This window comes from Polaribacter sargassicola, from assembly GCF_021991835.1.
Taxonomy (GTDB): domain Bacteria; phylum Bacteroidota; class Bacteroidia; order Flavobacteriales; family Flavobacteriaceae; genus Polaribacter; species Polaribacter sargassicola.
Map to the genome: position 1 here is coordinate 413,023 of NZ_JAHDAU010000001.1, position 17,028 is coordinate 430,050.

General features: G+C 27.9%; 15 protein-coding genes. 3 read left to right on the forward strand and 12 right to left on the reverse strand.

All coding sequences use genetic code 11. From position 1 onward, the window contains the following. Positions 1–18 precede the first annotated feature (18 nt). From KI686_RS01760 to KI686_RS01775, 4 genes are read right to left on the reverse strand one after another with little or no spacing between them, the layout of a single operon-like run. Positions 19–561: a pyridoxamine 5'-phosphate oxidase family protein gene (locus KI686_RS01760; RefSeq protein ID WP_237587524.1), complete on the reverse strand. Its 543-nt coding sequence runs from the start codon at positions 559–561 to the stop codon at positions 19–21. Positions 562–563: 2 nt separating this feature from the next. Beyond that, on the reverse strand, positions 564–1,235 hold the full coding sequence (locus tag KI686_RS01765) for a LytR/AlgR family response regulator transcription factor (protein ID WP_237587525.1): 672 nt from the start codon (positions 1,233–1,235) through the stop codon (positions 564–566). 3 nt (positions 1,236–1,238) lie between these two features. Next, entirely contained in the window at positions 1,239–2,288 is a 1,050-nt protein-coding gene (locus KI686_RS01770; RefSeq protein ID WP_237587526.1) for a sensor histidine kinase, read from the reverse strand. Beyond that, on the reverse strand, positions 2,281–2,931 hold the full coding sequence (locus tag KI686_RS01775; RefSeq protein WP_237587527.1) for a hypothetical protein: 651 nt from the start codon (positions 2,929–2,931) through the stop codon (positions 2,281–2,283). Before KI686_RS01775 ends, KI686_RS01770 begins: the two co-directional genes overlap by 8 nt. A 143-nt stretch (positions 2,932–3,074) precedes the next feature. On the opposite strand from KI686_RS01775, the gene KI686_RS01780 reads away from it, so the two are divergent. The 3 genes from KI686_RS01780 to KI686_RS01790 all read left to right on the forward strand — a co-directional run bounded on the left by KI686_RS01780 (position 3,075) and on the right by KI686_RS01790 (position 7,823). After that, a complete protein-coding gene (locus KI686_RS01780; RefSeq protein ID WP_237587528.1) occupies positions 3,075–4,550 on the forward strand; it encodes a Na+/H+ antiporter NhaC family protein in 1,476 nt (491 codons plus the stop codon). Between the two features lie 284 nt (positions 4,551–4,834). Then, the gene (locus tag KI686_RS01785; RefSeq protein WP_237587529.1) at positions 4,835–6,565 is read left to right on the forward strand and encodes a T9SS type A sorting domain-containing protein; all 1,731 of its coding nucleotides are present in this window, start codon (positions 4,835–4,837) and stop codon (positions 6,563–6,565) included. Positions 6,566–6,629: 64 nt separating this feature from the next. Next, the gene (locus KI686_RS01790) at positions 6,630–7,823 is read left to right on the forward strand and encodes an AraC family transcriptional regulator (RefSeq protein ID WP_237587530.1); all 1,194 of its coding nucleotides are present in this window, start codon (positions 6,630–6,632) and stop codon (positions 7,821–7,823) included. Here the strand turns inward: KI686_RS01790 and KI686_RS01795 are convergent. The 8 genes from KI686_RS01795 to pheS form a co-directional block, all read right to left on the reverse strand. Then, a complete protein-coding gene (locus tag KI686_RS01795; RefSeq protein ID WP_237587531.1) occupies positions 7,820–8,215 on the reverse strand; it encodes a hypothetical protein in 396 nt (131 codons plus the stop codon). The two genes, KI686_RS01790 and KI686_RS01795, sit on opposite strands and share 4 nt — an antisense overlap. Before the next feature lie 17 nt (positions 8,216–8,232). Then, the gene (locus KI686_RS01800; RefSeq protein ID WP_237587532.1) at positions 8,233–8,823 is read right to left on the reverse strand and encodes a TetR/AcrR family transcriptional regulator; all 591 of its coding nucleotides are present in this window, start codon (positions 8,821–8,823) and stop codon (positions 8,233–8,235) included. Positions 8,824–8,832: 9 nt separating this feature from the next. Further along, positions 8,833–10,248, reverse strand: a complete 1,416-nt coding sequence (locus KI686_RS01805) for an efflux transporter outer membrane subunit (RefSeq protein ID WP_237587533.1) — start codon at positions 10,246–10,248, stop codon at positions 8,833–8,835. 4 nt (positions 10,249–10,252) lie between these two features. Next, a complete protein-coding gene (locus KI686_RS01810) occupies positions 10,253–13,390 on the reverse strand; it encodes an efflux RND transporter permease subunit (protein ID WP_237587534.1) in 3,138 nt (1,045 codons plus the stop codon). A 23-nt stretch (positions 13,391–13,413) separates the two neighbouring features. Further along, positions 13,414–14,547 carry an efflux RND transporter periplasmic adaptor subunit gene (locus KI686_RS01815; protein WP_237587535.1) on the reverse strand — a complete coding sequence of 378 codons (1,134 nt, stop codon included), beginning with the start codon at positions 14,545–14,547 and terminating at the stop codon, positions 13,414–13,416. A 1-nt stretch (position 14,548) separates the two neighbouring features. Beyond that, positions 14,549–15,052 (reverse strand): GbsR/MarR family transcriptional regulator, encoded by a 504-nt coding sequence (locus KI686_RS01820; protein ID WP_237587536.1) that lies wholly within the window; start codon positions 15,050–15,052, stop codon positions 14,549–14,551. A gap of 140 nt (positions 15,053–15,192) precedes the next feature. Next, positions 15,193–15,879: a DUF4377 domain-containing protein gene (locus KI686_RS01825; protein ID WP_237587537.1), complete on the reverse strand. Its 687-nt coding sequence runs from the start codon at positions 15,877–15,879 to the stop codon at positions 15,193–15,195. A 62-nt stretch (positions 15,880–15,941) separates the two neighbouring features. Continuing rightward, positions 15,942–16,961 (reverse strand): phenylalanine--tRNA ligase subunit alpha, encoded by a 1,020-nt coding sequence (gene pheS / locus KI686_RS01830; RefSeq protein WP_237587538.1) that lies wholly within the window; start codon positions 16,959–16,961, stop codon positions 15,942–15,944. Positions 16,962–17,028 lie beyond the last annotated feature (67 nt).

Consider the following 17,028-nt stretch of genomic DNA (forward strand, 5'->3'; position numbering starts at 1 on the left):
TAATTCACTGGTTTTTTTTTATTTTAAAATATCTGTTGGTAAACCATCTATACTTGTTTGGTTTTTATCTTTCCAATAGTTTTTAATTCCTTCTTTTCCTTGTTTAGTTGCCCAATCATTTAACTCATTTCTTTCGCCTTTATAATCAAAAAATGGAATAGACATTCCGCAAGAAGTTTGAGCAGATTCAATAGAAATATCAAATATTTGACGAGTTCCTGGAGTTTCTGGAAACAAAGTAATTAAATTATTCCAATCAGCATCTCCTTCTTTAATTTCTTTTCCTTTTCCGTACAAACGTAAAATATTTGGCGCACCTTCAAAAGCACAAAACATTATGGTAATTCTTTCATTTTCTAATAAATGTGCTGCGGTTTCATTACCACTTCCGGTAACATTTAACCATAAAACACGGTTTTCATCAATTACTCTAAAAGAATCCATTCCTTTAGGCGATAAATTAATTCTACCAGAATTTGGTGCAGTTCCTACAAAGAATATTTTTTGAGCTTCTATAAATTTTTGAAGCCTAGATGTGATTTTTTTATAAAATTTAGACATAATTAAGAGTTAAAAAATTCGAGAAAAGTTTTCTTATATTTTTGACCTAAAGGTATTTTTTTTGCATTAATAATTACCAAATTTCCCTCAATATAATTGATTTTATTTTTATTGATAATAAAAGATTTATGAACTTGTATAAAATTAGACTTTGGTAATTCGCTATACATTTTAGTAAGCGTTTTGTATGTAATTAAAGTTGTATTTTCTAAGTGAACTTTAATATAATCTCCTAAACTTTCTATAAAATATATATCATTAAACTTAATTTGATGTAATTTTTTATCAGCTTTTATAATAATATTTTCTACTATGTAATCTTTTAAATTCTTTACTTTAGAAACAGCTTGCACAAAGCGTTCAAAAGAAAAAGGTTTTAATAAATAATCTGTTGCATTTAAGTTAAAACCGTCTAAAGCATATTCTGAATACGCAGTTGTAAAGATTACTTTTGGCGGATTTTGTAAAGATTTATAAAACGAAACACCAGATAATTGTGGCATATTTATATCTAAAAAAAGCAAATCTACAGTGTTATTTTTTAAATAATCTAAAGCTTCAATTGCGTTATTACAAACATGTACTAAGTTTAAATAATCAATTTTATTAATAAAAGATTTTAATACCTTTTGCGAAGAAGGTTCATCATCAATAATTAAACAATGTACATACATAATTTATAAATATATTGTTAGGTGTGTAGTAAAAATGTTTTCTTTATTTTCTATTATAAAGTGATGTTTTTCAGGATAAATAATAGACAAATTTTCTTTAATATTTTGTAAACCAATTCCTTTAGATTCTTTAAAAACATCGTTTGTAATTTCTTTAAAATTATTAATAATTTTAAACTCTAACTTTTTGTTTTTGGTTGTTAAATGAACATCAATATACGGATTTTTAACACCACTTTTTAAACCGTGTTTAAAACTGTTTTCTAACAAAGGAAGCAATAACATTGGATAGATTTCTAAACTTTTATCAACTTGATGATGGAAAGAAATTTTAGCGTTTTCAATATGTCTATTTTTTTCAAAATTAATGTAATTCTCAATCAAGTTAATTTCTTTATTAAGAGAAATTGTATCTGATTTTTCATTGTAAATTACATATCTTAAAATATCGGATAATTGCAAAATAGCATTGGTTATTTCTGTTTTGTTATCAATTGCAAGTGCATATAAAACGTTTAAAGAATTGAATAAAAAATGCGGATTTATCTGTGCCTTTAATGCTGTTAATTGATTTTCTATCTGCTGCTTTTCTACCCGTAAAGTTTCTTTTTCTAATCGATTTAAATAACTCCATTCTTCTGCTAATTTTATTAAAATGCTTACTAAAAAGAATACAAAAAAGATAAAGTAAATTTCTACTGTATTGTGGTAAGAAATAAAAAAGTAATCACTAAAAAATATGTTTACAATCCTATTAAAAAGCCAAGCATTAAGTTGTGCAAATAAAATAAGGATTCCAATGATAAGTGTGTAAAATAGTAAATGTTTTCCATTTTTTAGAAAAGTAGGCAACAACCAATAAATATTGATAGAAACTGGAATTATTAGCGTAAAAATAAAAGTTGCTGTATAAATATAATCAATTTTTGATGGAGAAGAATTGCCCGAAAATAAAAACAAAAGTATTGTAAAAGAACAACCCCATAATAAGGTGTTAAACACCCAAATATTATGAGATTTTGTTCTTTTGATAAAGGATTTATTCTTAGTCATCTATTTTACTTAATGTAAATTTTGTGGAGGTTTCCCATTTTTCTGCATCCTTAGAAGCCATGTACTTAGTAATAAACTTTTGCAAATCTTTAGAGCTGGCAGTTAGTAAGTAGTTTTCATTTAACAAACCAAATGTTTCATGTTGTATCTTTATTTTTCGCTCTTTAAAAAGGTCTTCAATTTTATCTTCATCTAACCAACGAATTTCTATTTGTCCATTTTTTTGCACATCATATTTTACCAAACTATGCGTATAAACAGAATGACTTTCTAATAAATTGTCCATATTTTCTTGATGATCAATAGGGAAAAAGTCTAAGTATCTTTGGTTATTTATGATAAACGGAGTTGCAATAAACAAAACCTCTCTGTCTTCAAAATTTCTTTTGATATAATAACTATTTTTATATTCATTATAAATTTTTACATCGTCTTTTTTCAATTTTTCTAGAGGATTTTCTTTCAACATTTCTTCTTTAAAAGAAACAATAGTCCAAGTTCCTTTTTTAGAATCTTGCCAATTACCAATAAAACTTTCATCAAAAGAAATTGTTTCTTTGGTATAAAAAGGATGTAAAGATTTTACAACGCAAGAAGTTAGTAAAAATGTACAAATTAATAAGATTATACTTTTAGTTTTCATAATTTCTAATTTAAAGATTATTAAACAAATGAAGAAGTATGTAGAAAAAAATAAAATTAATTTAGATAAACACGTCAATTTTCTCGTTAAACAATAATTTTTTTGTTTTAATTATTACCTTTAGCAATCTTAAAAACTTTTTTATGGAATATGGATTTTTATCGGTAATACCACCAATTGTGGCAATCATTTTAGCATTAAGAACTAAACAAGTATATATTGCTTTACTTTTTGGTATTTGGTTTTCTTGGTTGATTATAAAAGGATGGAATCCGCTAACAGGAACCTTAGCAATGATAGAAGGAATGGTAAATGTTTTTCAATCTGCAGGAAATACAAGAACCATTATGTTTAGTGCTTTGGTGGGTGCACTGTTAATTTTTATTCAATATTCTAGAGGAGTAGAAGGTTTTATCAATATTTTAAACAAACAATTGGTAAAATTCGAAAATAAAAAATCTGGTTATAGTAGAGTAATGGTACAAGTTTTAGCAACTTTAACAGGACTATTTTTGTTTGTAGAAACAAGTATTAGTTCTTTAACCGTTGGTACTTTATACAGACCAATTTTTGATAAACTAGGTATTCCTAGAGAAAAATTAGCATACATAGCAGACTCTAGTTCTGCACCATCATCAATTTTAATTCCGTTTAATGCTTGGGGAGCCTTTATAATGGGTTTATTATTAACACAAGGTATAGACAAACCATTTTCTGTAATGATAAGTTCTATAGCTTATAATTTTTATCCGTTGTTAGCAATTGCCATTGTTTTTATTGTAATTTTTACAAAGAAAGATTTTGGTGCTATGAAAAAGGCAGAACAAAGAACCAAAGAAACAGGTTTGTTAATGAATAAAGGTTCTAAACCAATGGTTTCTGATGAAGTAACATCATACCCGCCAAAAGAAGGTATTAAAGCAAAAGCTTATAATATGATTGTGCCTTTAATGGTTATGGTTTGTATGATGCCAATTAATTTAATTTACACAGGTTGGGATGCTGTAAAAGAAGCAACATCATTTTTAAATCATGCATCTTTAGCAATAGGCGAGGGGTCTGGTTCATCGTCTGTTTTATACGCCGTAATTACATCACTTTTAGTGGCAATGATTATGTATTTTATACAAGGAATTATGAAACCAAAAGAAGCGGTTAATTTAACCTTAAAAGGGATTAGTGAATTAATGCCTTTAGCTTTGTTAATGTTGTTGGCTTTTGCAATTGGTGATGCTTGTAAAGAGTTAGAAACTGGTTTATACGTTGCCAATGTAACTAAAGATTGGTTATCGCCAGAGTTATTACCAGCGGTTGTTTTCATTATTAGTTCTTTTATTGCATTTTCTACCGGAACCTCTTGGGGAACTTTTGCCATTATGTTGGCAATTTCTATACCAATGGCAAATATTCATGCAGCAGATATTACTATTGTAGTTGCAGCAACTTTAGGAGGAGGTATTTTTGGTGATCACTGTTCGCCAATTTCAGATACTTCTATAATATCTTCTATGGCATCTGCATCAGACCACATAGACCATGTAAAAACACAATTACCTTATGCTTTATTAGGCGGTGTAATTACAGTAATTATGTATTTAGTTATTGGTTTTATTGGGTAATTAACGTTAATAAAAAAGAATTTTAATAAACATCATAATAAAATTTCTGTCGTATATCTTTACTATGCGATAGAAATTAGTATTGTTACTTTATTTACTTACTTCTAAAAATTATTATTATTTTCAGTTTGATTTTTTATTCTATTAGAATAATATTAATAAAAGTCAATAATTAATGTTTTTGCAAGTATTATGTACTAAAAATTAGTATCAATGCTTCCAATAAGAACCTTTTTTAAAAAGAAAACGATTCATTTGTGTATTATTAACATAAAAACCACAACATGAACAAAAACATTACTTTTTTATTTTTTTACTTTTTTTTAATCTCAATAGTACAAGCACAATCAATTGATTGGTTAACCCAATTTGGTGGTACCTCAGAAGATGTGCTGTTTTCTGTAGCTATTGATAATGATGGTAATACATATTCTGTAGGTTATTATGCAGAAACATCTACTTTTAATGAAACAGAATTAAATGCATTAGGATATTTTAATTCATTTATAACTAAAACAGATGCAACAGGAAATATTATTTGGGCAAAATCATTAGGTCAACCCGATGATGATGATATAGATGTTTATCATTCTGTAATTACAAAAAGTATTTCTGTAGATGCAGATGGAAATGTTATTGTTGCTGGATATTTTGATGCAGGAGAATTTGATGCTGATCCAGGAGAAGGAACACACTTATTAAGTTCTGATAGTTATGAAATGTTTGTTTTAAAACTAGATACAAACGGAAACTTTATTTGGGCAAATTCATTTGGTTCTTCAGAAGATGGTTTTGAAAATGTAAGTGATATTGGTGTAGATGCTAATGGAGATATTTATTTAACAGGATATTTTCAAAATAGTATAAGTATGATTCATGCAGCAGGAACTTTATCTATAACATCAAATGGTTTTTCTGATGTATTTGTAATAAAATATACTTCTGATGGTTATTTTTCTTGGATGAAAAACATGGGAGGAACAGAAGGAGATTTAGGAATGAATATTGATGTAACTTCTACAGGAGATGTTTATGTTACAGGAAGATACGAAGGTATTGCTACTTTTTATACGCCTATTTTTATGGGAAGTCCTGTACAATTAAGTACTACAGATGGTTATAAAGGTACTTTTGCTTTAAAATTAGATGCTTATGGAGAGTTTAAAAATGTAGTAAAAGTAGGAGAAGCAGAATCAGAAAGTATTGGAACATCAATAGCAGTAGATACTAACGGTTATGCTTATGTAACAGGTTATTATGGAGGTATTTTAACAGCCAATGAAGATACTGCAGAAGAAATAGTAATAGATTCTAATAATAATTACGAAAGTTATATTGCAAAAGTAGATTTTACGAACCAAAATGTTACTTGGATTAAAGAAATTGATGGAGAAACAGATTCTTCTTTTGGTTTTAACGTAGATTTAGATTCTAATAATAATATATATGTAGTAGGTTTTTATAGTGAAACGTTAACAGCAGGATCTTTTAATTTAACTAAAAAGACGCCTTATGCATTAGAAAGTTATCTTATTTCTATGGATGATTCTGGAGAGTTCTTAGGAGCTTACCAATTTGGAGGTGTTAATGCAGCCGATAGTCAAGTAGTAGTTATTGATAAAAATGACAACATTATACTTGCAGGATCTTTTAGAGAAACTGTAGATATTAGTCCGTATAGTTCAGAAAATTTAGAAATTACTTCTTTAGGATTTAGAGATAATTATATTTTAAGTACTAAAATTAATAATGTTCTTGATATTACTGATAACCTGTTTGTTAATGGTTTAAAAATATACCCAAACCCTTCAGAAGAAATAGTTTATATTTCTAGTGATATAGACATAAATGGATTAAATTATACTGTTTATGATATAAGTGGTAAGTCTATTTTAAGAGGAATAATTAAAGAAAGTAAAGAGATAAATATAAATCATTTAAAGAGTGGTTTGTATTTTTTACAGATTAAAAATACAGACAATAGTACCCAAACTTTAAAAATTTCTAAAAGATAATTTCTAAAAAAGATTTTCCAGTAATTATTTTGTTTTTGCTGCATATCCTATCTATATTCGAACCATGTATAGTTGGGAAATGTTTATCGATTTCTTTTTAATTGCTGGAATGTCTTTTTTAGCTTTTCTAATTTTAATATTAGTAAAATCTAAAGTTCATTTTTCTAAAGTAATTTTAAATATCTTTTTTATAAATGCTTTCTTCTTTTTACTTTATTATTACTCTTTTTTACACAAAATAAGGTTTACTGCAGGTATTGCTGTTTTATTTGGCCATGGCGTTGGTTATCTTTTAGGACCCTCTTTTTTGTACTTAGTAAAATCGTTGGTTTTTTCTAAAGAGAAAATTTTAAAACCTTATTTAAAAACTTTAATACCATTTTTAGTTGTTTTTGTAATTTTTAATGTGCCTTTGTTTATAGCAATAACAACAGATTATTTTAGTCTGTATCATAAATTGTATGTAAAAATAGAGATACCTTTTAATATTTTAGAAAACAGTTTTATAATTTTTTATATTTTTAAAACACTTTTATTTTTAAAGCGTTTAAAAATATCAATACAAAATAATTACGCAAATATATCATCTCAAAACCTTGTATGGTATAAGCATTTTATAATTGGGTTTTTAATAATAGTTAGCATAGATTCTCTATTAAGTGTTTATGAATTATTCTTTACAGTAGATTTATGGAATATTGGTACAGTAATAGCTTTTATGCTATTTTTTCTGTATTTGTATCTAGGATACAAAGGTTTGTACCAATCTCAAATTTTCATTCCAAGTTTTTTATTAGATCAATTAGATGAAACTAAAAAAGAAAATACAATTATTACTCTTAATTCTAATTTAAATAAGCAAAAAGAAAAAACTATAGTTAGGCAGTTAGATAGTTTAAAACCAACAGAAATAGAAAATTTAAAACATAAATTACAAATTCTATTAACTGAACAAAAAGTTTATCTTAATGATGAATTGAATCTTACTCAGCTTTCAGAAAAAATGGAAATTTCTAATAAAAAACTTTCAGAATTATTAAATCATCATTTAAATACTAGTTTTTATGATTTAATAAATGAACATCGTATTAATGATGTTAAAAAGAGATTTGAAAAAGGAGATGCAGAAAAATATACAATTATTTCTATAGCTTATGATGCTGGTTTTAAATCTAAAGCTAGTTTTTATAGAATTTTTAAGCAAAAAGAAGGAGTCTCTCCTTCTGTATACAGTAAAAGGTACCAAGAAGTATCTTAATCTGCTAAAACACCACGTTTTTTAATTTCATCAATCATACGTAAAGCACCTTCTTTAATAGTGTTTTCTTTAAAAAGATATGTTTTTTCGTACAAAGTATTTCCTTCAAAAAAAGTAACCTGAAAACGGTTGTTTAATTTAAATAATTCTGGCTGAATTAGCTCAATCTTAGCAAAAGAATTGGCTGGTAGTTTGTCTAATTTTTTACGAAATAAAGAAGTTATTTTGGTGTTAGAATATCCTTGAGATACAATTACCATCATTTCTAAATCTACATTTTTATTGTTGATAATATAAACGTTCCAATCATCTGTTTTATAAACATCATTGTATTCATAAACAACAGCCATTTCTACACCGGTAACTTCTGGTATTAAAATATCTTTTTTCATATTACAAAAGTAGTAAACTAATCAAAAAAAGAATTATTATAATTAGAGTTTGTTATTCCTTTTAGGTTATAGACGATTAAATGCTTAAATATTTCTTCTTGTGAATAAAACTCAAATAAATTATTTTCTTTAAATAGTATTTTATCTATTCTAAAAAAATAGATTTTTATAATTAATTCAATATTAACTTCAGGTCTAATATTTTTTTCTTTTTTAGCTTTTATCAGTAAATTATAAATAACTTTATAAGACAATTCTTCTATAAAATTATTAAATAATAAATCTGCTTTAGGATAATATTTTTGTAAACTAAAAAGAAAAGAGGGTTTAAGGTATTTTAAATACTCAAACCCTGCTTTATATATTAACATTACGCATAAAATAGTATCTGTATGTGTACTAATAATTTTATGTATGTCTTTTTTGTAATTATTTATTAAGCTTTCTACGCCAGAGGTTATTAAATCTTCTTTATTTTTAAAAAGAGAATAAATAGTTTTTTTAGAGATACTAAGTTCTTTAGCTAAATCGTCTAAAGTTACATGCTTACCACCATGTTGACTAAACTTGGTAATAGAGTATTTTAACAATTCTGCTTTAGTAATCATATTAATTCTCTATTTCCATCCACCACCAAGAGCTTCATATAAATCTACAACAGAAACTAATTGTTGTAATTGACTATCAATAACATTTAATTCTGCACTTAAAGCACTTTGTCTTGCCGTTAATAAATCTAAATAATTAGCATAACCATTTTTAAGTAACTCTTCAGAATTTGCTTCTGCTTTTCTTAAAGCTTCAACTTCATTTTTTCTGAATTCAAATTTTTTAGCTTCAGATTTATAAGAAAATAGTGCGTTAGAAACTTCGCTACCTGCAACTAAAATTGTTTTTTTAAAATTTAAAAGAGCTTGTTCTTGTTGCGCTATAGCTACTTCTTTTTGTGTTTTTAGTTTTCTTTGATTAAAAATTGGTTGTGTTAAACCACCAACAAGAGTAGTAAAAAGAGAGCTTGTACTAAATAAATCATCAAACTCTAAACTTTGTAATCCACCAGAAGCTGTTAATGTTAAAGATGGATATAAACTACTTTTTGCCACATTTGTTAATTGAAAAGATTGAATTAATCCGTATTCAGCAGCTATTACATCAGGTCTATTACTTAATAAACTTGCTGGTACACCAATTTTTATATCTTGATTAATTTTTTGAGTATACAAACTACTTCTTTTAATTTCTTGTGGAGTTTTACCTAATAAAATATTTAAAGTGTTTTCTGCTGTAAAAATAGCAGTTTCAATATCTACCTGTAAAGATTTTGCGCTGTTATATTGTGCTATATTTTGGTCTACAGCAATTTGTGTTACTTGGCCCGCATCCTTTAAAGCTTTAATAGTTTTTACACTACTTTCTCTAGAAGCAATTGTTTTTTTAGTAACTTCTAACTGAGCATCTAAAGACAATAAGTTATAATAAGTATTTGCAATACTGGCAATTAATTGTGTTTTTACAGCTTTATGTGCTGCAACAGTTTGTAAATAAGCTGCTTGTGTTGCTCTTTTATTACTTTTTATTTTACCCCAAATATCGGCTTCCCAAGATAAGTTTGCAGTAACATCAAATGTATTTATGCCACCGGTAAAAATAGAACCAAATTGACTGTTTTCTGAAAATTCTTGACGCGTGTAATTTGGCCCAATACTTAATGTTGGAAAATAACCTGCTTTACCTTGTTTTACATAAGCTTCTGCTGCTATTATTTGCTGAAGCGCAATACGAACATCCATATTATTTTGCAATCCTTCTGTTATGTATTGCTGTAAATATGTATCAGTAAAAAGGTTTTTCCAAGAAAGATTTGCAATAGAAATACTATCTTTAGGTAGATTTTCTGTTCTGTATAAACCTTCTGTTTCTTTTAATTCTGGTCTTGTATAGTCTTTTGCTGTAAAACAACCTTGTAGTGTTAGAGAAACCGCTACTAAAAGAATTGTTTTACTAAAGTTTTTATTTTTTATAATCAATTTCATCTTTTTATTCTTCAATAGTTTGTATTGCTGGTTTACTAGAAATTTTTTCTTGTAACCACTGAAATAATATAAATAGAATAGGAATTACAAAAACTCCTAAAATTGTACCAATAAGTAAACCACCAACGGCACCTGTACCAATAGATTTGTTACCTTCAGACCCTACACCTTTTGCTAATACCAATGGCATTAATCCTAAAATAAAGGCAAATGAAGTCATTAAAATTGGACGTAAACGAGATTTTGCTCCGTCTATAGCTGCTTCTACAATAGTTTCTCCTTGTCGTCTTTTTTGTAAAGCAATTTCTACAATAAGTATGGCATTTTTTGCTAATAAACCAATTAACATTATTAAAGCAATCTGAAAATAAATGTTATTTTCTAAACCTAAGAACTTGGTACTTATATAAGCTCCAAATACACCAAAAGGTAAAGATAATACTACGGCAAATGGTAATAAATAACTTTCGTATTGTGCACTTAATAAAAAGTATACAAACAGAATACTTAAAATAAATATAAAAGTTGTTTGGTTACCTGCACTTACTTCTTCACGTGTTAAACCAGAATAAGCAATTGTGTAATTACTTGGTAATTTTGCAACTTCTTCTTCTATAACTCTAATAGCATCTCCTGTACTAAAACCTTGGTTGGTTGCACCTGTTATACTTGTAGAGTTTAATAAATTAAAACGTGTTACTGCTTGTGGCCCATAAACTCTTTCTAAACTTACAAACTCTGCAATTGGAGCCATTTCTCCTGCATTTGTTCTTACATACATACTATTTAAAGCATTAACATCTGCTCTATCTTCTGGTAAAGCCTGAATGTAAACTCTAAATTGTTTACCAAATCTAGAAAAATCTGAAGCATAAATACCACCAATATAACCTTGTAACGTAGAAAATATACTAGAGACTTCTACACCTTTTTCTTTGGCAAGAGGTACATTTACTTTCATTTCATATTGCGGATAGTTTGTGTTAAAAGCAGATTGTGCATATTGAATTTCTGGATGACTCATTATTGCAGCGGCAAATTCTTGATTTGCAACATCTAAGTCTTTAAATTCTCCTCCAAATTTATCTAGTAAATTTACTTCAAAACCAGCCGAGTTACCAAAACCACGTATACTAGGTGGCGAAAAGAATATAATTTTAGCCTCTGGAACACTAGCTGCAAGACCAAATAATTTACCAGTAATTGCTGTAGAAGAAAGAGATGGATCTTCACGTTTACTCCAGTCTTCTAGTTTAATAATTCCCATTCCGTAATTAGAACCTGTACCGTTTATTAAACTTCTACCTTTAATAAAGTTTACACCAACAATACCTTCCATACCTTCCATTTTGGCATATAGTTTTCTTGCTACTGCATCGGTTCTGTCTAATGATGCTCCGGCAGGTAATTCTATATTTGCAAAGATGATTCCTCTATCTTCATTTGGTACAAAACCAGTTGGGGTTGTATTTGCTGCCCAATAAATTCCTACACCAGCAATAATCAATAATAAAACAGATACAAATTTGTTTTTGTATAAGAATTGAAGTGATTTACCATATTTATCTATTGTAGCATTAAAACCACGATTAAATAGTGTGTAAAAACGTTTTAAAGGACCTTTCTTTTTTAATTCTTCTTCATCACTATGTGTTTTTAATAACAATGCACATAAAGCCGGACTTAAGGTTAAGGCATTTACTGCTGATATTAAAATGGCGATAATTAAAGTAACACCAAATTGTTCGTAAAATACCCCTGTTGGTCCTGTGATAAAAGTTACCGGAATAAATACTGCAGCCATTACTAATGTAATAGAAATAATTGCTCCAGAAATCTCGTTCATTGCTGTTAATGTTGCCTTTTTAGGGCTTTTTTCTCCTTCATCAATTTTTGCATGAACGGCTTCTACAACTACAATAGCATCATCTACCACAATACCAATTGCTAGCACTAATGCAAACAATGTTAATAAGTTAATAGAATAACCAAAAATATTTAAGAAAAAGAAAGTACCTATAATAGAAACTGGTACCGCTATTGCAGGAATTAAAGTTGATCTAAAATCTTGTAAAAAGATAAATACAACTAAGAAAACTAATAAGAATGCTTCTAATAATGTGTGAATTACTTTTTCTATAGATGCATTTAAGAACAAACTTGTATCATAAGGTACAAATATGTCTAAACCATCTGGCAAATCTGCTTTTACATCTTCTAAAGTTGCTTTTATGTTTTCTATAATTTCTTGTGCATTAGAACCTTTGGTTTGAAAAATCCCCATAAAAACTGCCGGATTTCCTAAACTCATTGCGTTAGATGCGTAAGATTGTGCATCTAATTCTATTGTTGCTACATCTTTTAAACGTAAAAATTGTCCGTTTCCTAAAGCTTTAATTACAATATCACTGTATTGACTTTCGTTTTTAAAACGTCCGCTATAAGTTAATGTGTAAGAAAAAGATTCTCCATTATTTTGCCCTAAAGATCCTGCTGCGGCTTCTAAATTTTGTTCACTTAAAGCTGCAGTAATATCCGAAGGAATTAAATTATAAGCTGCTAATTTTTCTGGTTTTAGCCAAATTCGCATTGCGTAATCTTGCTGAGAAAATACACTTACATCACCAACACCACTAATACGTTGCATTGCCGGAATTACATTAATTTTTAAGTAATTCTGTATAAATGTTGCATCATAATCTTCATTCTCAGAATACATAGAAATAAACATTAAAGCACTTGTTTCTTGTTTCTGAGTAATAACACCTGTTTGTGTAACTTCTTGTGGTAATAAAGCAGAAGCTCTTGCTACACGGTTTTGTACGTTTACTGCTGCAATATCTGCATCCATTTCTTGATCAAAATAAACAGTAATTTCTGCTGTACCAGTGTTAGATGCTGTAGAGGTAATATACGTCATTCCCTCAACTCCGTTAATTTGTTCCTCAATAGGAATAATAACACTTTCTAAAACTGTTTCTGCATTTGCACCTGTATAACTTGCACTAACTTTAATTGTAGGTGGTGCAATATCTGGGTATTCTTCTATAGGTAATGTGTTGATACTAATAACCCCTAATAAAACTATAATAATAGAGATTACTGTTGAAAGAACGGGTCTTTCAATAAAAGTTTTTAACATAATTATAAAATTTCTGGGTTATATTAGTTTTTAAATAACGTTGCAATAGGTTTTATTGCGTTTTCAAAAGGTGTTTCTTGAGGAGAAATGGTTGCTCCGTTTTTTAACTTACTTGCTCCCGAAACAATAATTTTATCACCTTCTTTAAGACCAGATTCTACTACATAAAGATTATCTACAATACCAGCAATTTCTATTAATGTTGCTTTTACAGTATTGTTTTCTGCCAAAGTGTAAATTATAATGTCTTTTTGTTGCTCAAAAGTGGCAGATTGTGGTACAACAATAGCATCTTTATATTCTACAGGGAATTTAATTTTTCCACTATTTCCGTTTGTTAATAATTCATTAGGATTATTAAAAGCAGCTCTAATTTTTATAGTTCCTGTACTTTGGTTTATTTGTCCTGTACTTGTTTGAATGCGTCCTTTTTCTGAGTATTCTTTTCCGTTTGCTAAGATTAATGTTAAATCTGGCGAATTTTTAATACGCTCTGCTTTTGTTGTACCTTTAAAGCGTTGTAAATGATTAATGTATTGAGCTTCATTAAAACTAAAAAAAGCGTAAACTTGATCTATTTGACTAACCTTTGTTAAAGGTGTTGCATCACTAGGACTAATTAAAGCTCCTTCTCTAAAATTAATAGCACCAACATAACCGTCTATCGGACTTTTAATAGTTGCGTAACCAATATTTGCAGAAATACTACTGTAGTTGGCTTTAGCTTGTGTTAAATTAGCTTTAGCTGTTTCTAATTGTACAGGACTAATAATATTTTTTTCTACAAGTGGTATTAATTTATCTACTTCTACTTGAGCTACATTTATAAGTGCTTTTGCAGCATCTGCATCTTGACTTAAAGATTGTGTTTCTAATTTAAATAAAATTTGCCCTTTGCGTACTTTTTGTCCTTCATCTACATACACTTTATCTATATAACCAGATGTTTTAGCTCTAACATCACTGTTTACAGTTCCTTCTATTGTTGCAGGATATTCTGTGTACCCTATAACTGTTTTTGTTTTTATTTCTGATACAGGTATTGCTGCAGGTGGAGCTTGTATAGCTTGTTTTGTTTCGGTTTTATCACCACAACTTGTAAAAAATATTGCTACAATACTTAGTGTTGATAAAATATAAAGGTTCGTTTTTTTCATTTTAAAAGATATTATTTTTGTGTATTAACTTGGTTCTTAATTCTTTAATAGATTTGCTAGCTTCATCTAAAAACTTGATGTAGTCATTATGAAAGTTTAGATTAAACTTTTCTTCTTCGTTTTCAATCTTTAAATTGTTAATGGTTTCTTTGTAGTTTTTAATTTCTAAGTGTAATTCTTTTATTTGATTCCATTCTCGAGTCATATTATCTATGTGCTGAACAATCATATTTTCATTGATTATAAAATATTTTTTTCTGTCACCTGTTTTGGTGAAATACACAATTTTTTCTAAATCTTGTAAATGGTTTAAATGTGTAGAAATTGTACTCTTACTTGCACATAAAACAGAAACCATTTCATCAAAAGTGCTTCCTTTTTTTCCTGTAAGAATAATGTAAGCTAAAATACGTGCAGCAACAGGAGCCAATTGTTCTCTACTTTCTAAATGCACACCTAGTTTTTCTACTAAATTCATTTTTTCTTTACAAACCGATTCTTTCATAATCTATAAGTTTTCTACAAAAATATATTTAGTTCGGAACAAACCGAACATAGCGAAGTTAAAAAAAAGTTAATTTAAAAAAAGCATAAAAAATTAATTTTATGCTTTTTTAGTAAGAGTTGATGTTAAAAAAAAAGAGTTTAGATTTCTTTTTTAAGAACCATAGTTTGTTGATTCTCTTTATTTAATAAAATAATTTCTGTTGGTGTAGATAAAAAAGATACACTATTAGTTAGCATTGTATTAAATGCTTTAGAAACTTGCATATTTTCACAAAATATTTTGGTTTCCATAATAAGTCCAACTTTAAAAGTTGATGTTTCTTTTATTTCTGTTAATGTTGTTGTAATAGAATTACATCCGTTATTACCGCTTAATCTATTACCATCAAATTTTAAAAAAGGTTGTCTTGCAGTATTTTTTAATTCTTCTGATGAAATTTCTGTTATAGATGAAATTAGCCATTTTCCTTGTAAATCATCAATAGTAAGATATGTTGGTTTTTGAATCACTTCTACTACTTTAACAAAATTACGTTCTATGCTAGAAGCATCTGCCGGAACTTTATTTAATGGTAATTTTTTTTCTGTAATTACCATTTTGGTAAGTTGCCCAGGCACAAAATTAAAACCTTTTATATCTGAATATAAATTTGTCCATTTTGTAGGGTCAACAGTATCACTTTCTTGAATTTGTAAGCATTTTTTAGGGCTAACATCTTGGCAGTTTACTTTTTGGTAATTAACCCAAATTGTTTTTTCTGTTTCTTTTGTACTTGCACAAGAAGCCATTATAATACTAAGTAAAATTAAAAAAGTGTTTTTCATAAAAAGATATTAAGTTTAATACTTATAAGAGTTAATACAAAAAACAGACCAAATTTTAATAATTATATAACAGACTTAAATTGCTCTAGAAAACGTTTATCATTTTCATAAAACATTCTAATATCTGGTATTTGGTATAATAACATTGCAATACGTTCTATACCCATACCAAAAGCGTAACCAGAGTATTTTGTAGGATCTATATTAGCGTTTTTTAAAACATTAGGGTCTACCATACCGCATCCCATAATTTCTAACCAACCAGTACCTTTTGTAATTCTGTAATCGGTTTCTGTTTCTAATCCCCAGTAAATATCTACTTCTGCACTTGGCTCTGTAAAAGGAAAATAAGAAGGACGTAAACGTATTTTAGATTTACCAAACATTTCTTTTGTAAAATATAAAAGTGTTTGTTTTAAATCTGCAAAAGAAACATCTGTATCTATATACAAACCTTCTATTTGATGAAAAATACAGTGCGCACGCGCAGAAATATCTTCATTTCTAAAAACTCTTCCTGGAGAAATGGTTCTTATAGGAGGTTGATTTTCTTCCATATAACGTACTTGCACAGAAGATGTGTGTGTACGTAATAAAATATCTGGATCTTGTTCTATAAAGAAAGTATCTTGCATATCTCTTGCAGGATGATATTCTGGTAAATTTAAAGCTGTAAAGTTATGCCAATCATCTTCTATTTCCGGACCTTCAGAAACTGTAAAACCAATTCTATTAAAAACTTCTATAATTTGGTTTTTTACTAATGATATTGGATGACGAGAACCTAAATTAATTGGTTCAGAAGGACGAGTTAAATCGCCATAAAAACCTTTTTCTTCAACAGCATTTTCTAAAGCATCATTTAATTCTGCAACTTTACCTTCTGCAGACTTTTTTAAATTATTTAATGCTTGTCCAAAATCTTTACGCATTTCTGCATCAACATTTTTAAATTCTGCAAATAAATCTTTTAATAAACCTTTGCTTCCTAAATACTTAATTCTAAAAGTTTCTACTTCTTCTTTGGTAGTAGCATTAAATGCTTTTACATCACCAATTAATTCTTTTACTTTATCTAACATTTTATAGGATAATTACGTGACAAATTTAACAAACTAAATTGGATTACTAGACTTATTTATTATGCTT